Source organism: Lentzea terrae, assembly GCF_003265345.1.
In the GTDB taxonomy this organism is placed as follows: Bacteria; Actinomycetota; Actinomycetes; order Mycobacteriales; family Pseudonocardiaceae; genus Lentzea; species Lentzea terrae.
Map to the genome: position 1 here is coordinate 267,689 of NZ_QFWW01000020.1, position 26,413 is coordinate 294,101.

Annotated in this window: 19 protein-coding genes; 8 read left to right on the forward strand and 11 right to left on the reverse strand. The window is 69.5% G+C overall.

Translation table 11 applies throughout. The annotated features are described in order from the left end of the window. The first annotated feature begins 8 nt into the window (after positions 1–8). The 3 genes from DI276_RS23175 to DI276_RS23185 all read left to right on the forward strand — a co-directional run bounded on the left by DI276_RS23175 (position 9) and on the right by DI276_RS23185 (position 4,468). Positions 9–1,433: a transferase gene (locus tag DI276_RS23175; RefSeq protein ID WP_112266692.1), complete on the forward strand. Its 1,425-nt coding sequence runs from the start codon at positions 9–11 to the stop codon at positions 1,431–1,433. 63 nt (positions 1,434–1,496) lie between these two features. Beyond that, on the forward strand, positions 1,497–2,000 hold the full coding sequence (locus tag DI276_RS23180; RefSeq protein ID WP_112266694.1) for a COG4315 family predicted lipoprotein: 504 nt from the start codon (positions 1,497–1,499) through the stop codon (positions 1,998–2,000). A 233-nt stretch (positions 2,001–2,233) separates the two neighbouring features. After that, positions 2,234–4,468: an exo-beta-d-1,3/1,6-glucosidase gene (locus tag DI276_RS23185; protein WP_112266696.1), complete on the forward strand. Its 2,235-nt coding sequence runs from the start codon at positions 2,234–2,236 to the stop codon at positions 4,466–4,468. Here DI276_RS23185 and DI276_RS23190 read toward each other — a convergent pair. From DI276_RS23190 to DI276_RS23230, 9 genes are all read right to left on the reverse strand, one after another. Then, complete coding sequence (locus tag DI276_RS23190; protein WP_112266698.1) at positions 4,446–5,219, reverse strand: hypothetical protein; 774 nt, start codon at positions 5,217–5,219, stop codon at positions 4,446–4,448. The two genes, DI276_RS23185 and DI276_RS23190, sit on opposite strands and share 23 nt — an antisense overlap. Then, complete coding sequence (locus DI276_RS23195) at positions 5,216–6,949, reverse strand: methyltransferase domain-containing protein (RefSeq protein ID WP_112266700.1); 1,734 nt, start codon at positions 6,947–6,949, stop codon at positions 5,216–5,218. Before DI276_RS23195 ends, DI276_RS23190 begins: the two co-directional genes overlap by 4 nt. Further along, complete coding sequence (locus DI276_RS23200) at positions 6,946–8,073, reverse strand: glycosyltransferase (RefSeq protein WP_112266702.1); 1,128 nt, start codon at positions 8,071–8,073, stop codon at positions 6,946–6,948. Before DI276_RS23200 ends, DI276_RS23195 begins: the two co-directional genes overlap by 4 nt. Then, positions 8,070–8,837, reverse strand: coding sequence for an alpha/beta fold hydrolase (locus tag DI276_RS23205; protein WP_112266704.1), 768 nt, complete (start codon positions 8,835–8,837; stop codon positions 8,070–8,072). The genes DI276_RS23200 and DI276_RS23205 overlap by 4 nt, the downstream gene beginning before the upstream one ends. Then, complete coding sequence (locus DI276_RS23210; RefSeq protein WP_045315192.1) at positions 8,830–9,090, reverse strand: acyl carrier protein; 261 nt, start codon at positions 9,088–9,090, stop codon at positions 8,830–8,832. Before DI276_RS23210 ends, DI276_RS23205 begins: the two co-directional genes overlap by 8 nt. Then, positions 9,090–12,755: a beta-ketoacyl synthase N-terminal-like domain-containing protein gene (locus DI276_RS23215; RefSeq protein ID WP_112266706.1), complete on the reverse strand. Its 3,666-nt coding sequence runs from the start codon at positions 12,753–12,755 to the stop codon at positions 9,090–9,092. Before DI276_RS23215 ends, DI276_RS23210 begins: the two co-directional genes overlap by 1 nt. Continuing rightward, positions 12,743–19,225: a type I polyketide synthase gene (locus DI276_RS23220; RefSeq protein WP_112267641.1), complete on the reverse strand. Its 6,483-nt coding sequence runs from the start codon at positions 19,223–19,225 to the stop codon at positions 12,743–12,745. The genes DI276_RS23215 and DI276_RS23220 overlap by 13 nt, the downstream gene beginning before the upstream one ends. 209 nt (positions 19,226–19,434) lie before the next feature. Continuing rightward, entirely contained in the window at positions 19,435–19,560 is a 126-nt protein-coding gene (locus DI276_RS53050; protein ID WP_269814290.1) for a hypothetical protein, read from the reverse strand. A gap of 515 nt (positions 19,561–20,075) precedes the next feature. Further along, positions 20,076–20,828, reverse strand: a complete 753-nt coding sequence (locus DI276_RS23230) for a nuclear transport factor 2 family protein (protein ID WP_112266708.1) — start codon at positions 20,826–20,828, stop codon at positions 20,076–20,078. A 55-nt stretch (positions 20,829–20,883) separates the two neighbouring features. Here DI276_RS23230 and DI276_RS23235 point away from each other — a divergent pair, with 55 nt between their 5' ends. Together DI276_RS23235 and DI276_RS23240 are read left to right on the forward strand one after the other, a co-directional pair. Continuing rightward, a complete protein-coding gene (locus DI276_RS23235; protein WP_112266710.1) occupies positions 20,884–21,723 on the forward strand; it encodes a helix-turn-helix domain-containing protein in 840 nt (279 codons plus the stop codon). Between the two features lie 33 nt (positions 21,724–21,756). Next, entirely contained in the window at positions 21,757–22,569 is an 813-nt protein-coding gene (locus DI276_RS23240; protein WP_157984888.1) for a protein phosphatase 2C domain-containing protein, read from the forward strand. Positions 22,570–22,609: 40 nt separating this feature from the next. On the opposite strand, the gene DI276_RS23245 is transcribed toward DI276_RS23240, so the two are convergent. Together DI276_RS23245 and DI276_RS23250 are read right to left on the reverse strand one after the other, a co-directional pair. Beyond that, positions 22,610–23,482 (reverse strand): aminoglycoside phosphotransferase family protein, encoded by an 873-nt coding sequence (locus DI276_RS23245; RefSeq protein WP_198680840.1) that lies wholly within the window; start codon positions 23,480–23,482, stop codon positions 22,610–22,612. A gap of 42 nt (positions 23,483–23,524) precedes the next feature. Then, the gene (locus DI276_RS23250; protein WP_112266717.1) at positions 23,525–23,956 is read right to left on the reverse strand and encodes a winged helix-turn-helix domain-containing protein; all 432 of its coding nucleotides are present in this window, start codon (positions 23,954–23,956) and stop codon (positions 23,525–23,527) included. A gap of 165 nt (positions 23,957–24,121) precedes the next feature. On the opposite strand from DI276_RS23250, the gene DI276_RS23255 reads away from it, so the two are divergent. From DI276_RS23255 to DI276_RS23265, 3 genes are read left to right on the forward strand one after another with little or no spacing between them, the layout of a single operon-like run. Then, positions 24,122–24,508: a MerR family transcriptional regulator gene (locus DI276_RS23255; RefSeq protein ID WP_112266719.1), complete on the forward strand. Its 387-nt coding sequence runs from the start codon at positions 24,122–24,124 to the stop codon at positions 24,506–24,508. Next, positions 24,499–24,807, forward strand: coding sequence for a thioredoxin (trxA, locus tag DI276_RS23260; RefSeq protein WP_232836856.1), 309 nt, complete (start codon positions 24,499–24,501; stop codon positions 24,805–24,807). The genes DI276_RS23255 and trxA overlap by 10 nt, the downstream gene beginning before the upstream one ends. 18 nt (positions 24,808–24,825) lie before the next feature. Beyond that, on the forward strand, positions 24,826–26,409 hold the full coding sequence (locus tag DI276_RS23265; protein WP_112266724.1) for a Na+/H+ antiporter: 1,584 nt from the start codon (positions 24,826–24,828) through the stop codon (positions 26,407–26,409). The last annotated feature ends 4 nt before the right edge of the window (positions 26,410–26,413 follow it).

Genomic DNA, 26,413 nt, shown 5'->3' on the forward strand with positions numbered 1-26,413 from the left:
GTGAGGCCGTGCAGACGACTACCCGGCTCGTCACGGCGACCGCCGCCGTCGTCGGCTACGTGGCACTGATTCTGGCCATCTCGGCGGGCATCGATCTGAGGGAGGCCATCGCCTTCCGCGACGCGCCCGCCCAGCACGCCGCGTTCGTCCAGGCCCTCGACCGCCGTTCGGCCGAGGACGCCGACGCGATCGCCCGCTGGTTCCGCGACCACTCGGCGTCGACCAGCGACGCCAGTGCCTCGGTGTGGCTCGGTGCCGATGCCGCCGAGGACGGCGACTACGACCTCGCCCGCCGGTTCACCGACGACGTGGCGGCGGAGATCGAGCAGGACCAGCAGGCGCTCGACGACAGGGCCGCCGAGTCCTGGGGACGCGCCCTGCCGTGGTTGGTGGCCGGCACGATCTTGCTGGCCGGAGCGCTTGTCCTGCGGCGCAGGCGTTGTGCGGCCAACGCCGAAGTCGTCGCGCTGGTGAACGATTACGTGCCGCCACGACCGTGGTGGCGGCGCCCGGTGTTCCTGATCGTCACCGGGATCGGCTACACGCTCCTGGTGTCCGGCTTCCTCGCGCTGGTCGCAGCCACGCGAGCCAACGAACTCCCTTGGGCCGCAAGAGGAGTGCTCCTCGCCGGTGGCGCCGCGGCGTTGCCCGTCGCGTACTTCGTGCTCAGGTACTCACGCCCCAGGTCGGCTCGTGGCGCGGCGCAGGCGTTGCGGTCCGACTGGCGAAAACCGGTGCTGTACCTGCGCGGTTTCGGCGACGACCCGGACGCGGCGGTGGTCGACGAGCTGCCCGGCGCGTTGTCGGCAGGCCTGCTGAGCATCCACTCGCGCGAGGAACACCTCATCGGCGCGCTCGGGGCGTTCGGTCCCGTCGTCGCGGTGGGCCGGCCGGGCGAGCAGCTGCCGCACCTCGGCGCGGCGCGGTTCTACCTGCCCGGCGACGACTGGCAGACGGGCGTGCTGCGGTTGATGGACCTCTCGCAGCTGATCGTGCTGCGGCTCGGTGACGGCGACGGCGTGTGGTGGGAGGTCGACCAGGCCTGCGCCACGCAGCCGCCGGGAAAGCTCGTGCTGCTGGTCCCCGGTGACCGGCCGGACCTGGCCTCGAGGTTGGACGCGCATCTGCCGAAGCCCGCTGATGTCGTTGTGACACCCGGCAAGTGGACCTCCAACGTCGTGGTGTTCGACCGGGACTGGACGCCGCGCGTCCAGGCGGTCGGGCCCTTTCCCGGTGACCGCAACAAGTACGGCTCGGTCGTGTTCTACGTGGCCCGCGCGGTCCAGGTGGCGCTGCAGGAGATCGGCGTGCGCAAGCGGGCGCTGGGTGTGCGGACCAACAGTCACATGCTCGCCGTGTACGGCAAGGTCCTGCTGCTGGTCCCGACGTTGTTCCTGGTCGCCTTCTTCCTCCGGCTGATCTTCCTGTGGTGACCGTGGTGCGGTCCTACCGCTTCAAGTGAACCGGCTCGCGCTCTCCGTCCGTAGTCCCTTGACGTGAGTCGTTTCGCCGTTTTCGCCCTGATCCTGTTCCTCGGCGCCTGCTCCGCCTCAGCCGAGCCGGAGGAGACCGCCTCCCTGGCAGAGCTGGAAGCAGCGTCCGGCCCCGCCGCCGGCCCGACCCCGGTGCTGCCGGGAGACATCGCGAAACTGCAGGTCGAGCAGTCGGCCGCGGTCGGCCCCGTAGTCGCCGACCGCGACCACTACACGCTCTACTTCCACGAGAAGGACGGCACGAACCCGCCGTCGTCGGTGTGCGTCGAGGCCGAGTGCACGCTGGTGTGGGTGCCGCTGCTGGCCAAGGGCGGCCAGATCGAGGCCCCCGCGCTCGATCCCAAGCTGCTCTCCACGTTCCAGCGGCCGGACGGGTTGGAGCAGGTCACGATCGCGGGCCATCCGGTGTACCGGTACGTGGACGACGAGAAGGCCGGCGACACGGTCGGGCACGGCGTGGACGGACGGTTCGCGATCGCGCCGACCGGGGCCAAGGCCTCGCGCTAGGAAATCCGGCGAAATTTCGCGCCTGACCAAGCGTCACGCCCACACCACACACTGAAACCGGCTGTCCGGACGGGCAGCCGGTTTTGCCGCGTTCGGCCTAGTTGACCGCCGCCTCGACGCATCCGTTTGTACCGGAATTCCTGAAACCGGTTTCGCGCGGAACCGGTTTCAGCTAGAAACTGTGAGAGCGCTCCCACGAACGCTGCCGCCGCACGAGCCCTCTCGGAGACCACATGGATCGCGACGACGTGCCCCACCTCGACGCCACGCTGCCCACCGCGGCGCGGGTCGCGGACCTCCTGGCCCGCATGACGCTGCCCGAGAAGGTCGGGCAGATGATGCAGCTGGACTCGAGGGAGGACCTCGACGATCACGTGCTCCGCAAGCACGTCGGCTCGATCCTGCACACCTCGCCGGAACGGGTGCTGCGCGCGCACGACCTGACTGCGCAGACCCGGCTGCGGATCCCGCTGCTCATCGCCGAGGACTGCATCCACGGGCACTCGTTCCACGAAGGCGCCACGATCTTCCCGACGCAGCTGGGCATGGCCGCGACCTGGGACCCGGCACTGGTCGAGCAGGTCGCCAGGGTCACCGCCGAGGAAGCTGCCGCGACCGGCGTGCACTGGACGTTCTCGCCGGTCCTGTGCATCGCGCGCGACCTGCGCTGGGGACGCGTCGACGAGACGTTCGGCGAGGACCCGGTGCTGATCGGCGAGCTCGCGGCGGCCATGGTGCGCGGCTACCAGGGCGACGGGCTCACCGACGACACCGCGATTCTCGCCACCGCCAAGCACTTCGCCGGCTACTCGGAGACCCAGGGCGGCCGGGACGCGAGTGAGGCCGACCTGTCGAGGCGCAAGCTCAGGAGCTGGTTCCTGCCGCCGTTCGAACGGGTCGCGAAGGAGGGCTGCGCGACGTTCATGCTCGGCTACCAGACCACGGACGGCGTGCCGATCACGGTCAACTCGTGGCTGCTGGACGAGGTCCTGCGCGGCGAGTGGGGCTACCAGGGCACGTTGATCACCGACTGGGACAACGTCGGCCGCATGGTCTGGGAGCAGAAGCTGCAGCCCGACTACGCCCACGCCGCGGCGGCAGCGGTGCGGGCGGGCAACGACATGATCATGACGACCCCGCAGTTCTTCGAGGGCGCGCTGCAGGCGGTCGAGGACGGGCTGCTCGACGAGAAGGACCTCGACCAGGCGGTCAGTCGGATCCTCACGCTCAAGTTCGACCTGGGCCTGTTCGAGAACCCGCGCAGGCCCGACGCCGAACGCCAGCGGAGCGTGATCAACCACGACGACCACGTGGCGCTGAACCTCCAGGTCGCACGCCGGTCGTTGGTGCTGCTGCGCAACGAGGGCGTGCTGCCGCTGCAGAAGGGCAGGATCGCCGTCGTCGGCCCGCTCGCCGACGACGCGCAGACCCAGCTCGGCGACTGGGCGGGCTCGTCCGGCCAGGCCGACTGGCTCCCGAGCGGCCAGCCGCGCGACCTGATCACCACGGTCCTGGACGGGCTCAGGGAACTGACCACTCACGAGGTCACCTACGCTCGCGGCGCCGACATCCTGACGCTCGAACCGGACCCGGAAGGCGACACGTTCCCGGACGGCCAGCCGCGTCCGCGCATCGTCCAGCCCTGCCCGCCGGACGCGAACCTGATCGCCGAGGCAGTCGCAGCAGCTCGGGAGGCCGACTACGTGGTGGCCGTCGTCGGCGACCGCATCGAACTGGTCGGCGAGGGCCGCTCCACCGCCACGCTCGACCTGATCGGCGGCCAGATCGCACTGCTGGACGCGCTCGCCGAGACCGGCAAGCCGATGATCGTCGTGCTGCTCGCCTCCAAGCCGCTGGTGCTGCCGGACTCGGCCCGCAACGCCGCCGCACTCGTCTGGGCGGCCAACCCCGGCATGCAGGGCGGCCGCGCGATCGCCGAGCTGCTGCACGGCCTGATCGAGCCCAGCGGACGCCTGCCGATCTCGTTCGCCGCCCACGCCGGGCAGCAGCCGACCTACTACAACCAGATCCGCGGCCAGCACGGATCCCGCTACGCCGACCTCACCCAGGAACCGGCGTTCGCGTTCGGCGAGGGCCTCTCGTACACGACGGTCGAGTACGGCGACCTGCACGTGGAGACGGCGGTGCTGCGGCCGGACGAGACCGTCCAGGCGTCGATCACGCTGACCAACACCGGCAGCCGGCCCGTCCGCGAGACCGTGCAGGTCTACGTGAGCGACGCCGTCACGTCGGTGAGCTGGGCGGACAAGGAGCTGAAGACGTTCAAGCAGGTCGATCTGCAGCCCGGCGAGACCGCGCGGGTCTCGCTGGAGCTGCCGGTGTCCGCCTGCACGATCGTCGACCAGCACGGCTGCCGCGTGGTCGAGCCCGGCGAGTTCCTCCTCCTGGTGGGTCCCAACTCCAAGGACCTGCGCCAGGCCGAGTTCACCGTAAAGCCGCAGTTCTGAAGGGTGCAGGGACGATCGTGAGGTAGCGCGGAGGAACCTCCACCGCCTTCGTGATCGCCTTCTTCACCGCCGGGACCAGGTCCGCGTCGACCAACACGACAGCGGGCCTGCCCGGCGGGTCGACCAGCATGCTCGCACCCCGTGCGCCTGCGGCCAACGCGGCGACCACCACCGCGTCCTGCTCGGGATCCGGGTCCTGAACGCGGTGGTACGCCGTCAATGCCACCCCGAGATCGCCGCCGTCCCACACGAACGGCCGCTCCACCTGCGGTTCCGTCCTGCGCACCCGCGTGTCGACGACCAGCAACCGTTGGCCGGGCAGGTCGAGCACCTCCGCCGACGGTTCGTCGAGCGCCTCACCCGCGAGGTCGCGCAACGCCAGCTCCACCGCGGTTTTCAACGCCTCTGCCGCGGAAAGACCACTCCCCTGCGGCAGGTCGACGCTGCACATCAGCGCGGCGCCGCCCGTTGCCTCCAGTCCGGCCGCCCACGCGGGAACGTCGTCGGACGGCAGCAACGCGCGTTCAGTCGGCCGGTTGACCGAGACGAGTTCGAGCTTGCCGTCGTCCCGCTGATCTCCCGCCACGATCGCACCCCACTTGGCGTGCACCTTCACCGCGCCGCCGAGCAGGTTCAGCACGCCCGGCGCGTACCAGACCCCTGCCGCGGGCCTGCCGAACGTCTGCCGGAACGCGTGCGGCACCAGCCGGAGCTCCGGCGCGATCTCCGGCCGATCCGCGATGTCCGTCACGACTTCTGGGCCAGCAAGCGGTAGGCGTTGCCGCGGTCGCTGCGATGCGCGAGGAACCGGTTCACCGTCTGGTCCAGCGCCATCGCGACGAAGAACGCCGGAATGCCCAGCGACCACACCAGGAAGCTCCTCGTGCGCCGCAGCCGCACCCGTTCCGGCCGCCACGGCGCGGGCGTGCGGGGTGCGATGTTGCCGAGGAACAGCAGCAACGCGAGCGTGAAGTCGTTGCACAGATGGGCTTTCGCGCGTTCCGTGGCCACGGTGGTCAGCCCGCGTTCGGCCAGCGCCTGCTCCAGGTTGCCGATCGGCATCATGTGCTGGTGCTGCGGCTGGAACCACGGCATCCAGTACTGCCCGAACAGCCGGCCGAGGCGCCACTCCGGGTCCGGCAGCTCGATCAGCAGGTAGCCGCCCTCCGGCAGCACGTCCGCCGCGATGTCGAGCTCCTCCCACGGATCCCGCACGTGCTCCAGGTAGTGGTGCATGCTGATCACGTCGTAGCGGCCCTTGAGCTCGCCGGCGAAGTCCTTGAAGCTGCCCCGATAAGCCTGCTCGATCCGGCCGAGCCTGGCCGCGTCCTCGATCGCGGCGCCCTGGTCCAGCCCGTCGAACACCGTCGCCGGCAGCACTTCCTTGGCGCCCAGGCAGAAGTGCGCGTGCCCGGAACCGACGTCCAGCCACCTCTCGGGCTTGGTGAACGGCTCGACCATGCGCGCTCGGCCGTAGTACGGGTCCGTCTTGCCGGAGAACACCGCTTCCGCCGACGTCTCCCCGAGGCCGTCGTAGAAGTCGCGGTAGTAGAAGCCCAGCCCTTCCTCGGTCAGGCGCGGGTTCTGCCAGACGTGTCCACATCGGACACAACGGTCCATGGTGAACTTGCCGGGCTTGCGCTGCACCAGATCCGTGGCGGTCACCCACAGGCGCAGATCGGTGCTGCCGCACGACGGGCAGTTCTCCCGCCGCGCCTCGTGGAAGTTCTTGTCGCGGTTCTGCTCGTACCACGGCGTCGCCTGCTTGAGGTGCTCGGCCTGCCGCTTCTCGGCCGTGGACTTCTTGCCACCGGCCGTCTTCAGCCACAGGTACGGCGTGCGCAGCGGCCGCGGCACCCACAGATCACGCGGCTTGAGCGGGGTCCCGGCGAACACCAGGATCGGGTGCGCCCAGTACGCGGCCAGCGCGACGAGTCCCCACGGCCAAGCGGTGACGAGAGCTGCCAGGACGGCCGCGTAGCCGATGACCGAGCCCACGATCCACAGCAACGGCCGCTTCCCGAACTGCTTGAGCGTCGCAGCGCGATACCCGAGGTCGTACGGCCCGGCCTTCAGCCCTGGCGCGACCGCGATGTCGACCTGCACCCGCACGTTGTCCTTGACCCGCCGCACGTACGCGACGAACTCGGTCGGGTCGTCGGCGTTGAACTGCTCGACGAACTGCTCGCGCACCAGCACGGCCTGCGACGCGCTGATGCCGCGCGCCCACTTGTCGTCGCGGTACTTGGCCGGGTCGAACGCGCCCAGCAGGTCCAGCGCGGCCACGGTCGGCAGATCGCGCGGCACGAGGTCCACGAGATCGGCGTCGGTCTGCCACGAGCCCTCCGGATGGACCCCGGTGGCGGTGAGCAGCGAGTGCTCGCCCGCGCCTGTGGCGAGCACTCGCAGCTTGGCCGCGCGGGAACGCAGGCGCAGCACGTCCAGCAGGACGACCAGCACCACCAACACGCTGAGAATCACCCGGCCACCACCTTCTCCAGTCGGTCGGCCGCGGCTGCTGCGCCGCCTGCCGCCAAGAACGACTTCCGCACCAGGTCGGCGGCGGCCGCGTACTCCGGCTCGTCCAGCACTGACTCCAGCGCACTGCGAATATCCGCGGACCGGGTCCGCGAGTAGGTCAGCCGCACGCCCGCGCCCGCCGCGACGACCTGGGCGGCGACGGTCGGCTGGTCGTCCCGGATCGGGGCCACGACCAGCGGCAATCCGTGCGCCAACGCCTCGCAGACCGTGTTGTGGCCGCCATGGGTGACGACCGCGTCGAGGTGGGGCATGAGCGCGAGTTGTGGGACGGACGGCCGCATCAGGACGTTCGACGGGGCGGGACGCGGCTCGGCGACCATGACCACCTGGAGGTCAAGATCTGCTACCGCGTCCAAAGCTTGGCTGAGGAAACGCTCGCCGGCAGGGCCGTTCAACGTCCCGAGCGAAACCAACACCCTGCGTTGACCGGTTAGTTCGTTCCACGGAAAGCTCGTGCGCTCAACCCGATGGGTCAACGCCGGCCCCACGAACGCGACCTCTTCGCCGAACTCCCCCGCCACCAACGCCTTCGAGCTGTACACCAGCACCAGCCGGTCCGAGAACCTGATGTCCCCGCCCGCGAAGTCGTGCAACAGCCCCCGCACCCAAGCGTCGACCTTCGGCATCGTCCGCAAAGGATTGATCAGCTCGGCGGAGGTGCTGGCCGACGTCGCCCACGGCAGATAGGCGTGCTGAGCGACCAACGGCCCGGCAAGCGCCTGCTGATCCGCGACGATCACGTCCGGTTCGAACGCCGAAACGGCGTCGTACACACCAGGAACCATCGCGCCGCCAAGAGGAATCAGGAACTCCTCCCAGAAGAACTTCAGCACCGCCATGCCGCGCAACGCGAGCCACCGCTCCCGCTTGGCCCGGATGTCGGCTTCCAACAGGTCGTCGATCGCCGGGAAGATCACCGCGTGGTCCGGCAACAACGGCGCCAGAGTCCCGGGGTGCCCGACCCAGGCGACGGAGTGCCCGCGCGCCAGCAGCTCGCCGCCCACCGAAGCGGTCGGGTTGATGTGGCCGGTCAGCGGCGGCACCACGAACAGGAACCGGCTCATGACGGCAACCAGTCCAGCAACACGTCGAGCAGCTCGGCGGTCGCTTCCCGCAACACCGTGTGCCCCAACCCGGACACCACGTGCAGCCGGCACGACGGGATGCGTTCCTGCAGTTCCGCCGCCGCCCCGATCAGCTCCGACTCGGCGCCGTACACACCGAGCACCGGACACTGGACCTGCGTGAGGTCGAGCTTCGCGCCCGAACCGAGGTCGTCGATCAGCGTGGTGCCGTTGAGCAACGCGTTGGCGTTCACCGCGAGCCGCGCGATCTTGCGCTGACCGAGGGCCATCAGCTGGTCCTGCGTGCGGTCGAACTCCAGGCCCAGGGCGGCGACGGTGAGCGTGTTCGTGATGTCCTCGAACCACGCGTCGCCGACCACTCCCCCGCACGCCGACTCGACCAGCACGACGCCGCCGACCCGTTCGGGAGCCTGCACCGCCGCGTGCATCGCGACCACGCCGCCATAGCTGTTGCCCAGCAGGTAGACCGGCTCGTCGACGCCGATCTCGTCCAAAACCGCAACGAGGTCGAGCGCGCTTTCCTCTGGCGTGTAACCGGAAGGTGACCGTTCCGACAACCCGTGCCCGCGCAGGTCGAACAGCACCGTGCCGAAGCCGCGCGACGCCAGCGGTGCGGCCAGCGTGTAGTAGAAGCTGGACAGGTTGTCCATCACCAGCCCGTGCACGAACACCACGGTCGGCGCGTCCTCTGGCCCGAGCCGCTGCACGTGAAAGCGCAGCCCTCGGGCGTGAACGTCAGACACGTGCCGTGATGTGGTCGACGAGACGGCCGACGGACATCGCCATGATCTCGTCGATGTCCATGTCCGCCAGGAACGCCACGAGATCGACGCCGTAGTGCGCGTTCAGCTTGTCCGCCAACGCCACGAACTCGATGGACTCCAGGCCCAGATCGTCGCTGAACGTGGTGTCGCGGGTGATCTCCACGCCCAGCAGGAAGTCAGGCCCGACCACCTCGGTGATCATCTTCGCGACCTGCTCCAGCACCTCGTCCATCACTTCTCCGTTCGCACGCGGGCGGCGGCACACCCGGTTTCAGCAACAACTTCGATCTGCGGCACGGCAAAGGCTCCGCGCACCCGGCCGTCGGCGGCCACGGTCAGTTCCGCCGGGTAGACGGGTCCGGCGCCGCGGTCCCACAGCCACGCGCGCACGGCGTCCTTCACCGCGATCACGCGCAACAGCCAGTCCCGTTGGACCGGCACGTCCAGCCCGCCGTAGTGCAGTCGCTCGGCGGAGTTCAGGTAGCGGCGCATGATCAGGTCACGGGTCGCGCTGTCGGACCAGTTCTCACGCACGCGCAACCACTCGCCGTCCTGCACGGACAGCATTTCGGTGCCTGGCCGCAGTTTCACCTGCCAGATCCGGTCGTCCGTGGTGAACCGGCGGGTGGTCCAGCCGGTGATCCGGCACCACAGCTCACCGTTCACGACGAGCTCGGCGTCGGCGACCATCTCCTGGGCGGTCACCGAGCGGATCCAGGCCGTGCAGTGAACATCACCGGTCGGCACCGGGCCGTGGAACGACACCTGTTCAATGCCGGTCGGCAGCACGGTCTGGTCGACGGTGAGGCTGACCTGCATCCAGTGGCCGATCAGCTGGCCGGCGCTGTCCAACAACGCTCCTGGCGCGGGCAACGGCGTCAGCACGCCGGCGATGCCGTTGTCCGCCAGGCAGTCGATCTTCGTGACACCCGCGAACGCCGGTCCGTGGAACATCCAGTTGTCCCGGTACAGCTCGTCGGCTTTGACCGGTGCCTCGCGCACGCCCTCGAGTTCCTTGCCCACACGCTGCGCGGTCACCGGTGCCATCAGGACAACGCCCTCGGCGTAGTCGCCGACCTTCACCACCACGCGGCCGGAGCCTTCCGCGCGGGCCGTGACCTTCACGGTCGTGGCCGGCAGCGCGGTGAGCCAGCGCTTGGCCTTGACCTCGGCGAACCCGTGCACGGTGCCGCCGGTCAGCCTGCGCGCCGCGTCCGCGAACACCTCCAGCAGTCCGGTGGCGGGCACGATCGGGAACCCGTCCGCGAGATCCGGCCAGCCGGGCGCCTGCGGGAACACCGAGTGGTCGACCAGCTCCGGCATGGTGCGCAACGAGAACTCGCGGGTGAACCCGGCCTCGTTCGGTCTGAGCGCGCCGATCACCTCACGCGCCACGGCGTTGGTGTGGGCCAGCAGCTTGTTGACCGCGGCCGACATCGGGCTGTCGTCGGCCACCAGCACCGGCTCGGTGCCGATCGCGTCGAGCTTGATCTTGGGGGTGCCGAGCCGCAGCTTCACCTTGTGGGACGTGCCGCGCTTGAGGCCGAACGCCCACAGCGCTTCCGGCGCGATGTCGGAGTTCACGGCCAGATGCGGCCGGTCCGACAGCGTGTCGGAGATGAAACCCTGCACACTGCCCTGTCCAACTTGGACGAACGCGCGGAAGCCCGCCTCGTGCAGGCGCTCCAACAACGGCCGGAACCGCACCGGCTCGACCAGGTGCCGCAACACCAGCTCGCGGACCTCACTGACGTCCATCGGTTCGAGGGAGTTCGCCGACCAGACCGGGATCTCCGAGGCACGGACCGGCAGCTGGTCGAGCATCTCCTTGGCACGCCCGAGGTACGGGGCGAGCGCCGGCGTGTGGAAACCGGTGCGGAACGGCATGAGCTGCGCCATGACGCCGTTGGCCTTCAGGCGTTCCAGCGCCACCTCGATCTGCTCGATCGGTCCGCAGATCACTGACTGGTGCGGGCAGTTGTCATGGCTGAGCGTCACACCGTCGGTCAGGTACTTCTCCGCGGTTGCGGCGTCGCAACCCAGTGCGGCGTAGGCGATGTCGACGACCGCGACCGCGCCGGGCCCGAGTGCGGAGACGAACTCGTCGATCGTCGGGTAGATCCCGCCGACGACCATCGCGGTCCACTCGCCCATGCTGTGCCCGGCGAGCGCGCCGGGCGTGATGCCGAGCGCCATCAGCTCGCGAGCCTCGCGCCGTCCGTCCAGCAGCAGCTGCACGGCGTGGTCGACGACCTCGCCGCCGAACTCACGCTCGAAGCCGGGGAACAGGAAGGCGACCTGGTCGGTGCTGGTCAGCAACGGCTCGTGGGCGAACCAGATGTCGTGCCTGCCCGGCCACGCCTTGCCCTGGGCGACCACGCGTTCGGCGAGCTTGAGCTTGCGCTCGTCCGGGTTGCCGATGGCGAGCCGGAACGCGCGGTCGGCGCTGGAGGTTCGCCGTTCCTCGAGCGCCTTGGCCAGCTCTTCGGCGGTGTCGGCGGCGAAGGTCATGACGGCCTTGCGCGGCTTCGCGATCGTGTGGCCGTCGAGCACGGCGTGTGCGTTGATGCCGCCGAACCCGAACGCGTTCACGACGGCGCGGTGCGGGCCGGTCCACTCGCGCGCCTCTGCGACCGGCGTGAATCGAGTGCCTTGGAGTGCTTCGTGTGGTTGCTCGACGTTGAGGGTGGGCGGCAACGTGTTGTGGTGCAACGCGAGAGCGGCCTTGATCAGCCCGGCCATGCCCGCGGCCGGCATGGCATGGCCGATCATCGACTTCACCGTGCCGATGCCGATCTCGTCGCCGTCCGCGCCGAACGCGTTGATCATCGTGGCCAGTTCCGCGGCGTCACCGGCCGGGGTGGCGGTGCCGTGGGCCTCGATCAGGCCGAGCCCATCGTTCTTAGGATCGAGGCCGGCACTGTCCCAGGCCCGCTGCACTGCCAGGAGCTGGCCTTCGGGGTTGGGCGTCATCATGCTGGTGGCGCGGCCGTCGCTGGCCGTTCCGATACCGCGAATGACCGCGTAAACGCGTTCGTCGCCGACGTCTTCGAGGCGCTTGAGGACGACCATGCCGACGCCCTCGGACAGCAGCGTGCCGTCCGCTTTCGCGTCGAACGGCCGGATGCGCTCGCTCGGGCTCAACGCCCTGAGCTGCGTGAACACACTCCACAACGTCGGGTGGTGGCACACGTGCACCGCCCCGGCGAGCATGGCGTCCGCGCGGCCCTCCTGCAGTTCTCTGACGGCGTGCTCGACGGCGACCAGCCCGGACGCGCAGGCCGCGTCGACCGTGTAAGCCGTGCCCTTGAGGTCGAACCGGTTGGCGATCCGCGACGCGGCGAGGTTCGGCACGAGTCCGATCGACGACTCGGGCTGCTCCGGGCCCAGGCGGTCGCGGATGGCCTGGCGAACGGTCTTCAGCTCCGCGCCCGCCAGGTTCGGGAAGAGGTCTTTCACCACGGACACCACTTCGTCCGCGAGCCGGACCCGCTGGTCGAGGCGCGCGCAGCCGGGCGTGAGATAACCGCCTCTGCCGACGATCACGCCGATGCGGTCCCTGTCCGGGAGCGCGGTTTCGCCGCCCGCGTCCGCGATCGCTTCCGCGGCCGTGGCGAGGGCGAGCAGCTGGTCGGGCTCCGCGCCGTCCACTGTGGACGGCATGATGCCGAACCTGGTCGGGTCGAACTCCGCGAGGTCGTCGACGAACCCGCCCTTGCGGCAGTAGAACCGGTCGCCTGCGGTGCTGCCCTGGTCGTAGTAGGTGGCCGGGTCCCAGCGGCCGGCCGGGATCTGCCCGATGGCGTCGACGCCGGCCGCGATGTTGCGCCAGAACGTCGTGGCATCGGGGGCACCGGGAAAGACGGCGCCGATCCCGACGATCGCTATGCCTCCCATCGGTAGACCACCTGCACGTCGGTGCCACCGGCGAGCTCGTTCAGCAACGCGTCGACCCCTTGCTGCGGCTCGATCAGCGGGATGCCGCGGCGCGCGTACTCGTCGGCGAGCCCGACGGCCATGCCCGCACCGGCCCACGGACCCCAGTCGACCGCGACGACCCTGCGGTGCACGCCCCAGAACCTGGCCATCCGATCCAGCGCGTCGTTCGCGGCCGAGTAGTCGGCCTGGCCGCGGTTGCCGAACACACCGCTGACACTGCCGAACAACACCAGGAAGCCGTCGTTGAACGCCTTGGCGCCGTTGACCTTCGTCGCCCAGACGCGGTCGAACGACTCCTGCGTCTTGTCCGCGATCAGCTTGTCGTCCAGCACGCCCGCGCCGTGGATGACGCCGTCGATCCGGCCGAACCTGGCCAAGATGTCGTCGAGCACCTTGGTCACCGCTTCGGCGTCGGTGACGTCGCACTCGTGGTAGCGCACGCTGGATGCCTTGGCCCTCAGGCGTTCCATGGTCTGGCGGACTTCGCGTTCGGCCAGTGCTTTGCGCGCCTTGGCCGGCACGTTCTCCTTTTCGCCCAGTTCGAAGAGCGCCTTGACCAGTTCGGGCTCGGTCGTGGCGTGGGCGAGGCGGTGGTCTTCCGGGACGATCGGGGTGCGGCCGAGCAGCTCGATGTGGCAGCCGGTGCGTTCGGCGAGCGCGGTCGCGGCCAACGCGGTGATGCCTCGCGCGCCGCCCGTCAGGATCACGACGCTGTCCGCGCCCAGGTTGAGGGTTTTTTGCTCGAGTTCTGCAGGCGCGGCTTCGATGACGTTTCGCCTGCCCGCCTGGTAGCCGACGACCGCCTGGCCGGGGCCGATCTCCGCGAGCAGCGCCGTGGCGATGTCCCGGTGGCTTTCCTTGGTGTTGACGTCGACCGCGCGCACCACGAGGTCCGGGTACTCCAGGGCCGCTGTGCGGATCAGGCCGTGCAGGCCGATGTCGGCGGGCAGCTCGTCCGGGGTGTGGTCGAAGCCGAACGTGCCGCCGCCCGTGGTGACGACCAGCAGTGCGACGCCGTTGGTCATGCAGGCCTTGACCTCGCTGAACGCTTCCGGCAGCCGGGCGCCGAGCCGGACCACGACGTCGATGCCGGTCAGGTCGGCCGGGAAGACCGGTTCGATGCGGGGGCGGGCGGTGTGGCGTTCGAGGAGGTCGGCGAGTTCGAGGCCGATGCCGTTGTCGTCGATGATCAGGACGGTCTTGCCGGTGAGGTCGGCTGGTTCAGCAGGATCACACGGCACGACGCGCGGCACCAACCGCACCAGACGACCACCGGTCACCACAACAGGTGCAGCAACGGCTTGAGCGGGCTCAGCAGGCGTGGTGCCGAACCAGGCCACGATCCCGTCGATGGTCTTCAGCTGGGCCAACTCGTCGACCGACCCCGTCGCGCCCAGCTCCTGGGCCAGCTCGCCGACGATCTCCGCCCTCTTGATGGAGTCGATCGACAGGTCCGCCTCGAGGTCCAACCCCGGCTGCAACATCTCCACCGGATAACCCGTGCGCGTGCTGATCGTCTGGAGCACAACCGCCCGCACGTCCTTGCCCGCTGGGGCGATGGGCGCCGCGCCGAACCACCCGACGATCCCTTCGATCGTCTTGAGCTGCGCCAGTTCGTCGATCGAACCCGACGCACCCAGGGTCTGCGCGAGCTCGCCGACGATCTCCGTCCGCTTGATCGAGTCGATCGAGAGATCAGCTTCGAGATCGAGGGTCGGCTGCAGCATCTCCACCGGGTAGCCCGTGCGATCACTGATCGTGCGCAACACGACCGTGGCCACGTCTTCCGTCTGCGGTTCCGGTGACTTCACCTGCTCGATCACCGGCATCGGTGCCGGAGCAGAGGCAGGGGCAGGCGCGTTGCCGAGGTAGCTCAGCAGGACGTCGCGCTGGGCGCTGACCGCGTCCCGCATGCCGTCCAGGAACTTCTCCACGATCTCGTCGCGCCCCAGCCCGGCTCCGACCCTCAGCGTCGGGAGCTCCGTCGCGGGCCTGAGCCCACCCGGCAGTGCGTCGCCGTTCGCGTCCCGCACGAGTCCTCCATCCACGTACCAGCCCGGCCGTGGCGGCACGACCGTGGCGGGTTCGGCCCTGTCCTCGAACAGCGGCGCGGCGTCCACCTCGACGCCGGCGACCGCGAGCTCTGCGAGCGTGCGCAGGAACGTCACGTGGTCGTCGCAGCGCAGCGCCTGGTGCGGGCGGTCGCCGAGGGTCTTGCCCACCAACGACGTCAGCACGCCACCCGGCCCGGCCTCGACGAAGATCCGCGCGCCTGCCGCGTACATCGACTCGATCTGGTCCACGAACCGCACGCGGCCGGCGAGCTGCGCCGCCAACCCGTCCCGAACGTCGGAATGAGGCTCAGCCGTCACGTTCGACCACACCGGGAAAGCCGTCTCACCAATGGAAATGGCCGACAGAACTGCCGCGAACCGGTCACGCGCGCCCGCCATCAACGGACTGTGGAACGCGGCCGCGACCGGAATGCTCTTCACGCTCAGGCCGGCATTGCGAAGTACCTCGACTGCGCCGGCGACAGCCTTGGTGGGTCCGGAGATCACGACCTGATCGGGCGCGTTGTGGTTGGCCACCACGACATCCGGCGGCAGCAGTGCCTCCACGGAGGCCAACGGCGCGGACACCGCGGCCATCGTGCCGGGATCGTCGCCGACCGCCGCCAGCATCGCCTCGGCCCGCGCGGCGCTGAGGTCGAGCAGCTCAGCGGGCTCGAAGACACCGGCAGCGGCCAGCGCGACGAGTTCGCCGTAGCTGTGACCGCCGGCCAGATCCGGCCGCACGCCAACGGATTCCAGCAACGCGGTGACCATCAGCCCCGCGATGCCCAGCGTCGGCTGGGCCATCCTGGTGTCGGTGATCTCCGCGCGTTGCCGGGCGACGTCCTCGGCGGTCAGCGCGGCCGGCGGGTACATCACCCGCTCGTAGCGGGCGTCCACGAAGTCCTGCAGCCGCGGGAAAGCCGTGACGAGGTCGAGCAGCATGCCCGGCCGCTGGCTGCCCTGACCTGGGTACAGGAACGCGACCAGGGGTCGCTCTCCCCCGCGCAGCCGCACGACGTCAGATGCTTGCCAGGCCTCGACGTCCGCGAGGGCCTTGCGCAGTCCGTCATGATCGCTGACGACGAACGCCGCCTGGACCGTCCCGCTGCCGCAAGCCGCCGCCAGCGAACGCAACGGGGTGCGCTCGTCGACCAGGGCGGCGAGCCGAGCCGCTTCCCGTTGCGCGGCTTCCGGATCCGAGCCGCGGATCAGGAACAGTTCGGCCGGCCACGCGGTCAGGCCGTGCCACGGCTCGTCGGCGCCGTCGTAGCCCGTGATCACCGTGTGGAAGTTGGTGCCGCCGAACCCGAACGCGCTCACCCCGGCCACCCGGTGCTTCGACGCCCAGGTGCGGTGGCCGAAGGTGAACGGGCTGGTCTCCGCGTTCCAGAACGCGTTGGGCTGCTTGACGTGCAACGTGCCCGGCCGCAACCCGGTGTGCACGGCCAGCGCCGCCTTGATCACGCCCGCGAGGCCCGCCGCGCACTTGGTGTGCCCGATCTGCGACTTCACCGAGCCGATCGTGCAGGTGCCGGGCTCAAGCCCGGAAAACATCTTCGTCAACGAGGCCAGCTCGGTCTTGTCGCCCACGACGGTTCCGGTGCCGTGCGCCTCCACCAGTCCGACCGACGTGACCGGCAACCCAGCAGACGCATAAGCACGCTTGAGTGCCCGCTGCTGACCTTCCGGACGCGGCGCGGTCAGGCCCCTCGACCGGCCGTCGCTGGACGCGCCGATGCCCTTGATCACCGCGTAAACGCGGTCGCCGTCCCGTTCCGCGTCTTCGAGCCGCTTGAGGACCAGGCACGCCACGCCCTCGCCGAGTGCGATGCCGTCGGCCGCCGAGTCGAACGTGGCGCAACGTCCCTTGGCGGACAACGCCTTGACGGAGGCGAACATCTGGTAGTCGTGCGCGCTGTTGTGCAGGTCTACCGCTCCGCACAGCACCATGTCGCTGGTGCCACCGACGAGTTCCTTGCACGCCACGTCGAGCGCGGCAAGGCTGGACGCGCAGGCCGCGTCGACGGTGTAGTTCGCGCCGCCCAGGTCCAGCCGGTTCGCGACCCGGCCGGAGATCACGTTGCCGAGCACGCCGGGGAACGAGTCCTCGGTCAGCGCGGGCAGGTGGTCGTCGAGGCCGCGGATGCCCAAGGCGGGCAACGCGGTGCGGACCGTGTAGGCGTTCGCGAGGTCGGCGCCGGCCTCGGCGCCGAAGATCACCGACGTGCGCTCGCGGTCGAACACCCGCGTCGCGTAGCCGGCGTCCTTCAACGCACGGGCCGACACTTCCAGCGCGAGCAGCTGCGCGGGTTCGATCGAGGTCAGCGAGGCTGGCGGGATGCCGTACGCGAGCGGGTCGAACGCCGTGCGCGGGATGAACCCGCCCCACTTGAACGGGCTGTCGTAGCGCTCGGGCGACCAGCGGTCCGGCGGGATCTCCGTGACGGAGTCCGTGCCGTTGAGCACGTTCGCCCAGAACTCGGCGACATCGCGTGCGCCCGGCATGATCGCGGCCATGCCGACGATCGCGACGTCCAACGGCTCCTGGTCGGCGGTGTCCGCGCCGGTCTCGGGCAGCACTCCGGACACGATGTCCTCGTGCAGCTGGGCGATCGTGGTGCGCTCGGACCGCAGCGTGGCGACCTGGCCGATCATGAACATGCCTTCGCGGCGCTGTTCGTCCTCGTCGACCTCGACCAGTCCACTGTCGGTGCGGACCAGTCCTCGGCTGGCCAGCCGGAGCCGGCCGAGGTTGAGCTGTTCCAGCTGCTCCCAGCTCTCCTGCTTCGGCAGGTCTTCGAGCTCGGCGCGGGCCTGCTCGAACGTGTCCACATAGGACGTCTGGGCACAACGGACCGCGTGGCCCGGTGACGTTTCCAGCAGCGCGGTGTCCTCGCACTCCAGCGCGACCTGCTGGAACACCGGCCGGATCGCGCCGTGCGCGACGGCTTCCTCGGTGAACAGGTATGCCGTGCCGACGAGCACACCGATCGCCGCCCCGCGGGCCGCCAGTGGCGCGGTCATCGCGTCGATCATCGCGGCCGAGCGGGCGTCGTGGATTCCGCCGGCGAACAGCGCGACGACGTCCTTCTCGCGGCCGCGCAGGACGTCGATCTGCTGCTGCCACAACGTGAAGCTGGATCGCGGACCCGTGTGCCCGCCGCACTCCGAGCCCTCGAAGACGAACTTGCGCGCGCCTTCGTCGAGGAACCGGCGCAGCAACGCGGGCGACGGCACGTGCAGGAACGCCTCGATGCCCGCGTCCTCCAGCTCGCGCGCCTGCGTCGGCGTGCCACCCGCGACGATCGCGTACCTCGGCCGCACCGCCAGCACGGCTTCCAGTTGCCTGGCGCGGAGTTCCGGGGGCGCGAAGCCGAGCAACCCGACGCCCCACGGTCGGTCGCCGAGCTTTTCCGCGGTGGCTTCGAGGAGTTCGCGGACCGCCGGGCCGTCCATCAACGCGAGCGCGAGGAACGGCAGCGCACCGCCTTCGGCGACGGCCGCAGCAAACGCCGGCTGGTCGCTGACACGGGTCATCGGGCCCTGCGCGATCGGGTGGCGCAGGCCGGGAACGCGGTCGCAGAACGGTCCGCCGGCACGGATCGAGCGGTGTTCGCCCGCCTGTGCGAGATTGTCTCGAATGGCCCGCTGAATCGCGCCGACGACGCCTCCGACGGTCCCAAACGAGACGCGATTGAATTCGGCGAACGCGCCTTCCTGACCAATTTCCAGCGTGTTCTGCCGAACATGTACGCGCAACCCGTCGTTCACAACGGTGTCAGCACCGTCCATCGCGCGGACCGCGTTCACAATTTCACCGGAAATGTGTTTTCGAACCTCTGCGACCAGCGCCAACTGGCCTTCCAGCACCACCCCGCGCGCGCCTCCGGCAACCGCTGCGGCCGCCGTGTCGGGGCCGATCGACCCGGCCACCCAGACCGGCAGATCGGTCAGCGCGAGCACCTGCTGGAGCAACACGAACGCGGGCGAACCACCCACCCGGCCGCCCGCCTCGGCGCCCTTGGCGATCAAGCCGGTGGCCCCGAACTCGATCGCCGCAACAGCCTCGGCCACCGAGGTGATCATGGCGACAACGCGCCGTTCACCCAGCTCAGCCAGGTTCGGGACATGTCGAACGAGATCAACGACGACAGTGTCGACGGCATCAGGCAACGCGACCGTCAGCGGACCGTGCAGCCGTACCGCGAAGGCGCGTTTGTGGCGCGCCATGACGCGGCTCAGGTCTCGGGCGGCGTGCGTCCCGAGGTCGAGCACGCCGAGGCCGCCCGCTCGTTCGGCCGCGACCACCAGGGCCGGGTTGGGGGTGCTGAACGGACTCAGACACAGCACCCGATCTCGATCCGACAGCATGTTCACTGCGCTCGCTTCCTCACCGTGCAGGGGGTGGGGAGAAAGGAATTCAGTTCGCTACCTACTGGCCAGTACGTTAGTGTGGCTCACCGTACGCACAAACCACGGGTGCCGTCGAGAGGGGTGGTGAAACTTTCTCATATGCGTAACCTGACGAATGACCCCAGATGGCGGGGCGCATTACGCCAGTTCGCGGATGGCCAGGCGTGCTATGGCATCCGCAGCACCGGTTTGATCACCTCTCCCGCCTCCGCGGCCGCCATCGCGGCGTTGATCCGCTCGAACGGGAAGTGCGTGATCAGTTCATCGAACGGAAACCTCCCCTGCTCGTGCATCAGTTGCGCCGTATCCGAGGGCTTTGTGGAGTCGTGACTCGTGCCGGTCGACCGCGATGATCCGGGTCGCGCCGCTGTTGCGTGCCGCCATGATCGCGGCGAGCCCGACGCACCCGCTCCATAAACGACGATTGACGAACCAGCGTGCGGGCGCAGGACGTTCAGCACCGCACCCGCGCCCGTCGACAGCCCGCAGGCCAACGGTCCCAACAGGTCCAGCGGCAGCGACGGATCCACCGGCACCAAACCCGGTACGGCACAACGGCATGCGTCGCGAACGACGACTGTCCGAAGAAGTGGCTGGCCAACGGCGATCCGTCTGGCCTGCGCAACGCTTGGGCACTCCAGGTCCGACCGCCTACACCACGCCGGCGCCTTCGTGGCCGAGGACGCCGGGCAGGGGGAACGGGAGGACGTCTTCGAGCTCGAATTCCCCGTGTTGTTCTCGGACGACGGCCGCGGTGATTTTCACGCCGGCACCTCACCGGGTTTGTTCAGCAGCGCGGTCATCATGGTCAGAACAGGCCGTTGGTGTGCGGCAACGAAGCCGGGATCGGTGTGATCACGTCCCAGTGCTCGACGATCTTGCCGTCGGCCACGCGGAACAGGTCCCAGTACGCGACCGGCTCACCGAACTCGCCCTCGGACTGCAGCAGCACGAAGTCACCTTCGGCCACGACCTTGTGCACGGTCTTGTAGACGAGGTTCTTGCCCTGACCGGCCCACTTCGCCGCAGCCGCACCGAAACCGGTGAGCCCGTCGGCGGCCTCTGGGTTGTGCTGCAGGTAGGTCTGGGTCGAGATGTAGTCGGTCAGCACCGAGTAGTCGGCGTCCTGCAGCACCCGCTGCGCGAACTCCTGCACGAGTGCGCGGGACGCCGCGGTGTCCACATCGGCGGGCTCGGCCTGACCGTCCGTCTGGGAGCGTCCGCTGGCCGTCTCCCGCGCCACTGGCGTGAGCGCGTCCCAGTGCTCGGCGAGCTTGCCGTCGGCGACGCGGAAGAGGTCGAACGCGACCAGCGGCTCCGGCCCGAAACCGTGGTAGACGCCGTGCAGTGCAACGAGATCACCATCGGCGATCACGCGGGCGGGTTCGTAGTGGAAGCCTTCCGGCAGGTTGGCGACGAGCCCCCGCAACGCCTCGGGGCCGTCACCGATCAGCGCGCTGTGCTGGCGGTAGTCCGGCGTGACCCAACGGTCCACAGCGGACGGGTCCTTGTCGCCGAACAGTTCGCCGGCGGCCTTGAGCACGAGTTCTTTGTTGTCCATGGCCTGAACTCTCGCTGCTGAGCGGTTCGGAGACGAGGTAGGATCCGGCTTCACCATGGTCAAAACTGGACAGCTTGCCGAGTTCGGCTTCAGCAACCCCGACCGCCCGCGGCTGGGCCTGGAGGTGCTGGACCTCGCTCAGCTGCGCAGCAGGCTCACCGAAAACACCCTCACCGAGGTGCACCGGACCGACTTCCACCAGCTGATCCTGGTCACCGCCGGGCACGGCAGCACCATGGTCGATTTCGTGGACCATCCGTGCGGGCCCGACACGTTGCTGCACGTGAGCCCCGGCCGGGTGCTGCGCCTGCCCACCGGCCCGCTGAAGGCGCACCTGATCCTGTTCACGTCCGCGTTCCCGCCGCCGCTGGACCGCGCCCGGCCGTTGCTGAGCCCGTTCGGCCCGGTGCGGTGGGAGGTTCCGCTGACCGAACGGGCCGTGCTGCACCGCGCCGCGCGGGATCTGCGCGACGAGTACGAGCGCGTCGGCGAACCGGACGACCTGCTGCGCCAGCTGCTGGCCGTGTTCCTGCTGCGGATCGCCCGGCTGCGGGCGGACTCCGCCAGCCGCGGTGATCCTCGCTTCGAACGGTTCCAGCAGGAGCTGGAGCGGTCGTTCGCCACCACCCGCAACGCCGCCGACTACGCGGCCCGCATCGGTTACTCCCACCGCAGTCTCAACCGGATCTGCGTCGAGGCCACCGGGCAGTCGGCCAAGGCCCTGATCGACGCGCGGGTCGTGTTGGAGGCCAAGCGGCTGCTCGTGCACACCGACCTGTCGTCGGCTGCCATCGGGCACCGGCTGGGGTTCAGCGAGGCCACCAACTTCACCAAGTTCTTCGCCCGCGAGGCAGGCGTGTCACCCGGCGCCTTCCGCCGGCGAACTGCGGTATGACTGGAATGGTCAGATCAGCAGAGGAGTGATGACTTGCGCGTCTCCTTCGCCACCGAACCCGGCTCGCCGAGCAAACCGAACGAGGACTTCGTCCAGGCGACGCCCCGCGTGGTGGCCGTGCTCGACGGCCTGGGCACACCGGGTGGCCTGCCCACCGGATGCGTGCACGGCACACCGTGGTTCGTCGCCCAGCTCGGCGGCCAGCTGGTGCGGCTCGCCAGCGACCACCCCGCCCAGGACCTCCAGGACGTGGCCACCGCCGCGATCGAGGCCGTAGCGGCCGCCCACGCCGACACCTGCGACCTCGACCACCCCGGCACGCCGTCGAGCTCGATCACCCTGCTCCGCGCTGGCGAGGAGACCGTCGACTACCTCGTCGTGCACGACTCGGTGATCGTGCTGGACGGTCCGGACGGCCAGGTCGTCGTGTCCGATCTGCGCAGCACTTCCGTGGCACAGCAGGAACACCTGGACACCGAGAAGCACCTGATCGGCACGCCAGAGCACGACGAGTCACTGCGCCGACTCGTCGTGGCGCAACAACCGCACCGCAACACCACCTACTGGGTGGCCGCATCGAAGCCCGAGACCGCAAAGCACGCGTTGACGGGCTCGCTGCCGAGATCAGCTGTCCAGCGCGCTGCTCTGCTCACCGACGGCGCAGCCGCGTACGTCGAGACGTACGGGCTCGCCGACTGGGCTGCGACTATGGACCTGCTCGACCGGCACGGCCCCGCGGAACTCGTGGCCAGGGTCCGCGAGACCGAGTCGACCGACCCGCACGGCTCGCAGTGGCCGCGCTACAAGCGCAGCGACGACGCCACCGCGGCGTTCTGCCTGCTCTGACGATCTAGGCCCTGTGTCGAACGGGACTTCGATATAGGGCCTAGTTGTCCCAGCCGGGACACAGCTGGTCCAGGGTGCGGCTCGCGATGTCCGCGAGGAACTTGTAGGTGTCACGGTAGTACGGCAGTGCGAGCACAGCGAGGTGCAACGCCCAGCCCCGCGCGCGGGCCCAGGTGGCGTCGTCGAACTCGCTCATCTCGCGCCGGAACACGTCCCTGCCGCGTTCGTCGAGGTAGAGCCAGGCCGTCATGAGGTCGCCGGCCGGATCGCCGACACCGGCACAGCCCCAGTCGATCACGCCGGTGAGCTCGCCGTCCGTGAACAGCAGGTTGCCCGCGTGCAGGTCGGCGTGCAGCCAACGACCGGGCTGGTCCCAGCGCGGCGCCGCGAGAGCTTCCTCCCAGATGGCGGTGAGCCGCGGGTTACCGCCCAGCTTCGCGATGCAGTCCCGCACGGGTTCGTCGTGGTTCGAGGCTTCCAGCCGACCGCGGTAGGTGGTCCACGGCTCACCCGTGGCGTCGATCCCGTGCAGTGCGTGGATCAGCTTGGCCAGTCGGATCGGGGCGTCCTCGGCGACCTCCTCCACCGAGGCGGTACCGCCGCCCAGCCAGCGGACCACCGACCACTGGAACGGGTAGCTCTCGGTGGGCTCGCCCAGTGCCAGCGGTTCCGGTACTGCGACCGGGAGGTGGGGCGCGAGCCGCGGCACGGTGGCCGCTTCCTTGCCCACCCCGCCCTTCGCCCAGTCGATGCGGGGCAGCCGCACGGCCAGGTCGTCGCCGAGCCGGTACATCGCGTTGCTCGTGCCACCCTGCCCGGCCTGGGTGATCGGCAGACCGTGCCAGCGCGGGAACTGCGTGCGGATCAGTTCGTCCACAAGGGACACGTCAACGGCGACTTCGCCCTCGTGCATGCCTCGCATGCAACACCGGTGTCGCTGAGCCCGGCAACTGATTTATCCGGCCAGCTGGACGACGTTCAGCGAGCGGTCCACCCGCACCCGCCCGCTCGACGCGACCAGGTAACCGACCCCGCGCACCGTCTGGATCACGTCGCCCGCGTCGCCGAGCTTCTGCCGCACCCGGCGCACGTGCACGTCGACCGTGCGAGCGCCGCTGTAGTTGTCGTTGACACCCCACACCGCCGCCAGCAGCTCGCGCCGGCGGTGCACCCGGTCCGGGTGGGCGCACAGGTGCAGCAGCAGCTCGAACTCCAGCCTGGTGAGCTCGACGGGCTCGTCTCTGCGCAGGACCTGCCGCGCGTCCGGCAGGATCCGGACGTCGGCGTCCTCGACCGCTGCCTGCACCAAGCCCACTTCTTTCAGCGCGCCGAGCAGCCGCAGTGCGACTTCCTCGTTCTCGGTGTCGATGGTGATGCTGAACCGCATGACGCACTTCCTCGCTCAGATCTGTCCTTTGTGGACACAAGAGTCCGCACGCTCACGAGGTTAGGGAGCGGTCTCGGAGCGCGGCAAGCACGTCCAGCTGGTGGATTCGCATCTGTTTGCGAGATTCTTGCCTTGACGTGCGCGTCAAGGTTTAGCGTTGCCTCCATGAGGATCGGCGAACTGGCCAAGCGAGCCGGCACCACCACGCGCGCGTTGCGCTTCTACGAGTCCCAGGGACTGCTGGAAGCGCAACGCACGTCCAACGGCTACCGCGAGTACGGCGAGCACGACCTGCGGCTGGTGCGGGAGATCCAGTCGTTGCAGGCGGTCGGGCTCTCGCTGGAGGACACCAAGCCGTTCGTGGCGTGCCTGCGGGCGGGCCACGAGTCCGGCGACTCGTGCCCCGACTCGCGGGAGGTCTACCGGCGCAAGCTCGCCGAGGTGGACGCGTGCCTGGAGCGGCTCCAGACCGTCCGGGAGTTCCTGCTGGCCAGACTCGCCTTCCAAGACCCGTGCCTCGTGCCAGAACCCAAGGAGTTCCTGTGCAGCTGACCGACGCCACGTTCGCGGACCAGACGCGGACCGGCACCGTGCTCGTCGAGTTCTGGGCGCAGTGGTGCGGACCGTGCCACATGCTCTCGCCGGTGCTGGACGAGATCGACCGCGAGCGCGACGACCTGACGGTCCTGAAGATCAACGCCGACGAGAACACCGCCACCGCGCGCGACTACCAGGTCATGTCGCTGCCGACGATGCTGCTGTTCCGCGACGGTGTGCCGATCCGCCAGATCGTGGGAGCGCGGCCCAAGTCGCGCTTGCTGGCCGAATTGGATGACGCGCTGAGCGCCTGACCCAAATAGATTGAGGCCATGCTCGGTCTCGAACTAGTGGTGGTGCTGGGCGTCTGCGTCCTCGCGAGCAGCGTCGCCTCAGGACGGTTGCGCCTCGCCGCTCCGGTAATGCTCGTTCTCTGTGGCGCCGTGCTGGGCTTCGTGCCCGCCCTGGAGTCGGTGAGCCTCCCGCCGGAGGCGATGCTGCTGATCTTCCTGCCGGCGTTGCTGTACTGGGAGAGCCTCAACACCTCGCTGCGGGAGATCCGCAGCAACCTCCGCCCGATCGTGCTGCTCAGCACGCTGCTCGTGCTCGCCACCGCCGCTGCCGTGGCGGCGGTCGCCCACGCGCTGGGCCTCGACTGGGGCCCGGCGTGGGTGCTCGGCGCGGCCCTCGCCCCCACCGACGCGACCGCGGTCTCGGCCATCGCCCGCGGCATGCCGCGCCGCACGACGACCATCCTGCGCGCCGAGTCGTTGATCAACGACGGCACGGCGCTGGTGATCTACGCGATCGCGGTCGCCATCACGACCGGCGAGCAGCAGTTCAGCACCGGCCTGGTCGGGATGCGGCTGCTGCTGTCGTACGCGGGCGGCGCGGTGGCCGGCCTGCTGATCGCGTGGCTCGCCGTGCAGGTCCGCAAGCGCCTGGACAACCCGATCCACGAGACCGTGGTCAGCATCCTCACCCCGTTCTCCGCGTTCCTGCTGGCCGAGGTCGCCCACGGCTCCGGCGTCATCGCCGTGGTGACGTGCGGCCTGACCCTGGCGCGGGTCGGGCCGCGCATCGTGCCCGCCGACACCCGGCAGGTCAGCTCCGCGTTCTGGGGCATCGCGACGTTCCTGCTCAACGGTTCCCTGTTCGTCCTCATCGGACTCCAGGCTCATAGCGCGGTCCGTTCGTTGGACAGCTCGCAGATCTGGAAGTCGTTCGGTGCGATCGGTCTGGTGGCTTTGACCGTGGCCGGCACGCGGCTGCTGTGGAGCTACACGACGCCGTACATCATCCGAGCGATCGACCGGCGTCCACAGCAACGCCTCCGCCGGGTGGGCGCGCGGCAACGGCTCGTCTCGTCGGCCGCCGGCTTCCGCGGCGCGGTGTCGCTGGCAGCGGCGTTGGCAGTCCCGGAAACCGTGGTCGGCGGCGGCCCCTTCCCGTTCCGCGAGGAGATCATCCTCATCACGTCCGGCGTCGTCGTGCTGACGCTGGTCGTGCAGGCGCTGATGCTGCCGTCGATCCTCCGGTTCTCCCAGCTGCCCGAGGACACCGCGCTCGACGAGGAACTGCGGTTGGCCCAGTCGACGGCGTCCGAGGAGGCCTACGAGGCACTCCCCGCGCTCGCCGACAAGGTCGGCGTTTCGAACGTCGTCTACAAGCGCGTGCTCGCCGAGTACGAACACCACCTCGAGGTCAGGCGGGCCAAGGAGGCCGGTGACGAGGAGGTCGTGCAGTCCGAGCTCGAGTACAACGCGCTGCGGCTGGAGCTGATCGCGCACAAGCGGGCGACCGTGGTGCGGCTGCGCGACGAGCAGGCCATCGACGACATCGTGCTGCGGGCGGTGCAGCGGCGGCTGGACGTGGAGGAGGTGCGGCTCTCACGCCGGGAGATCGAGGAGGACTGACATA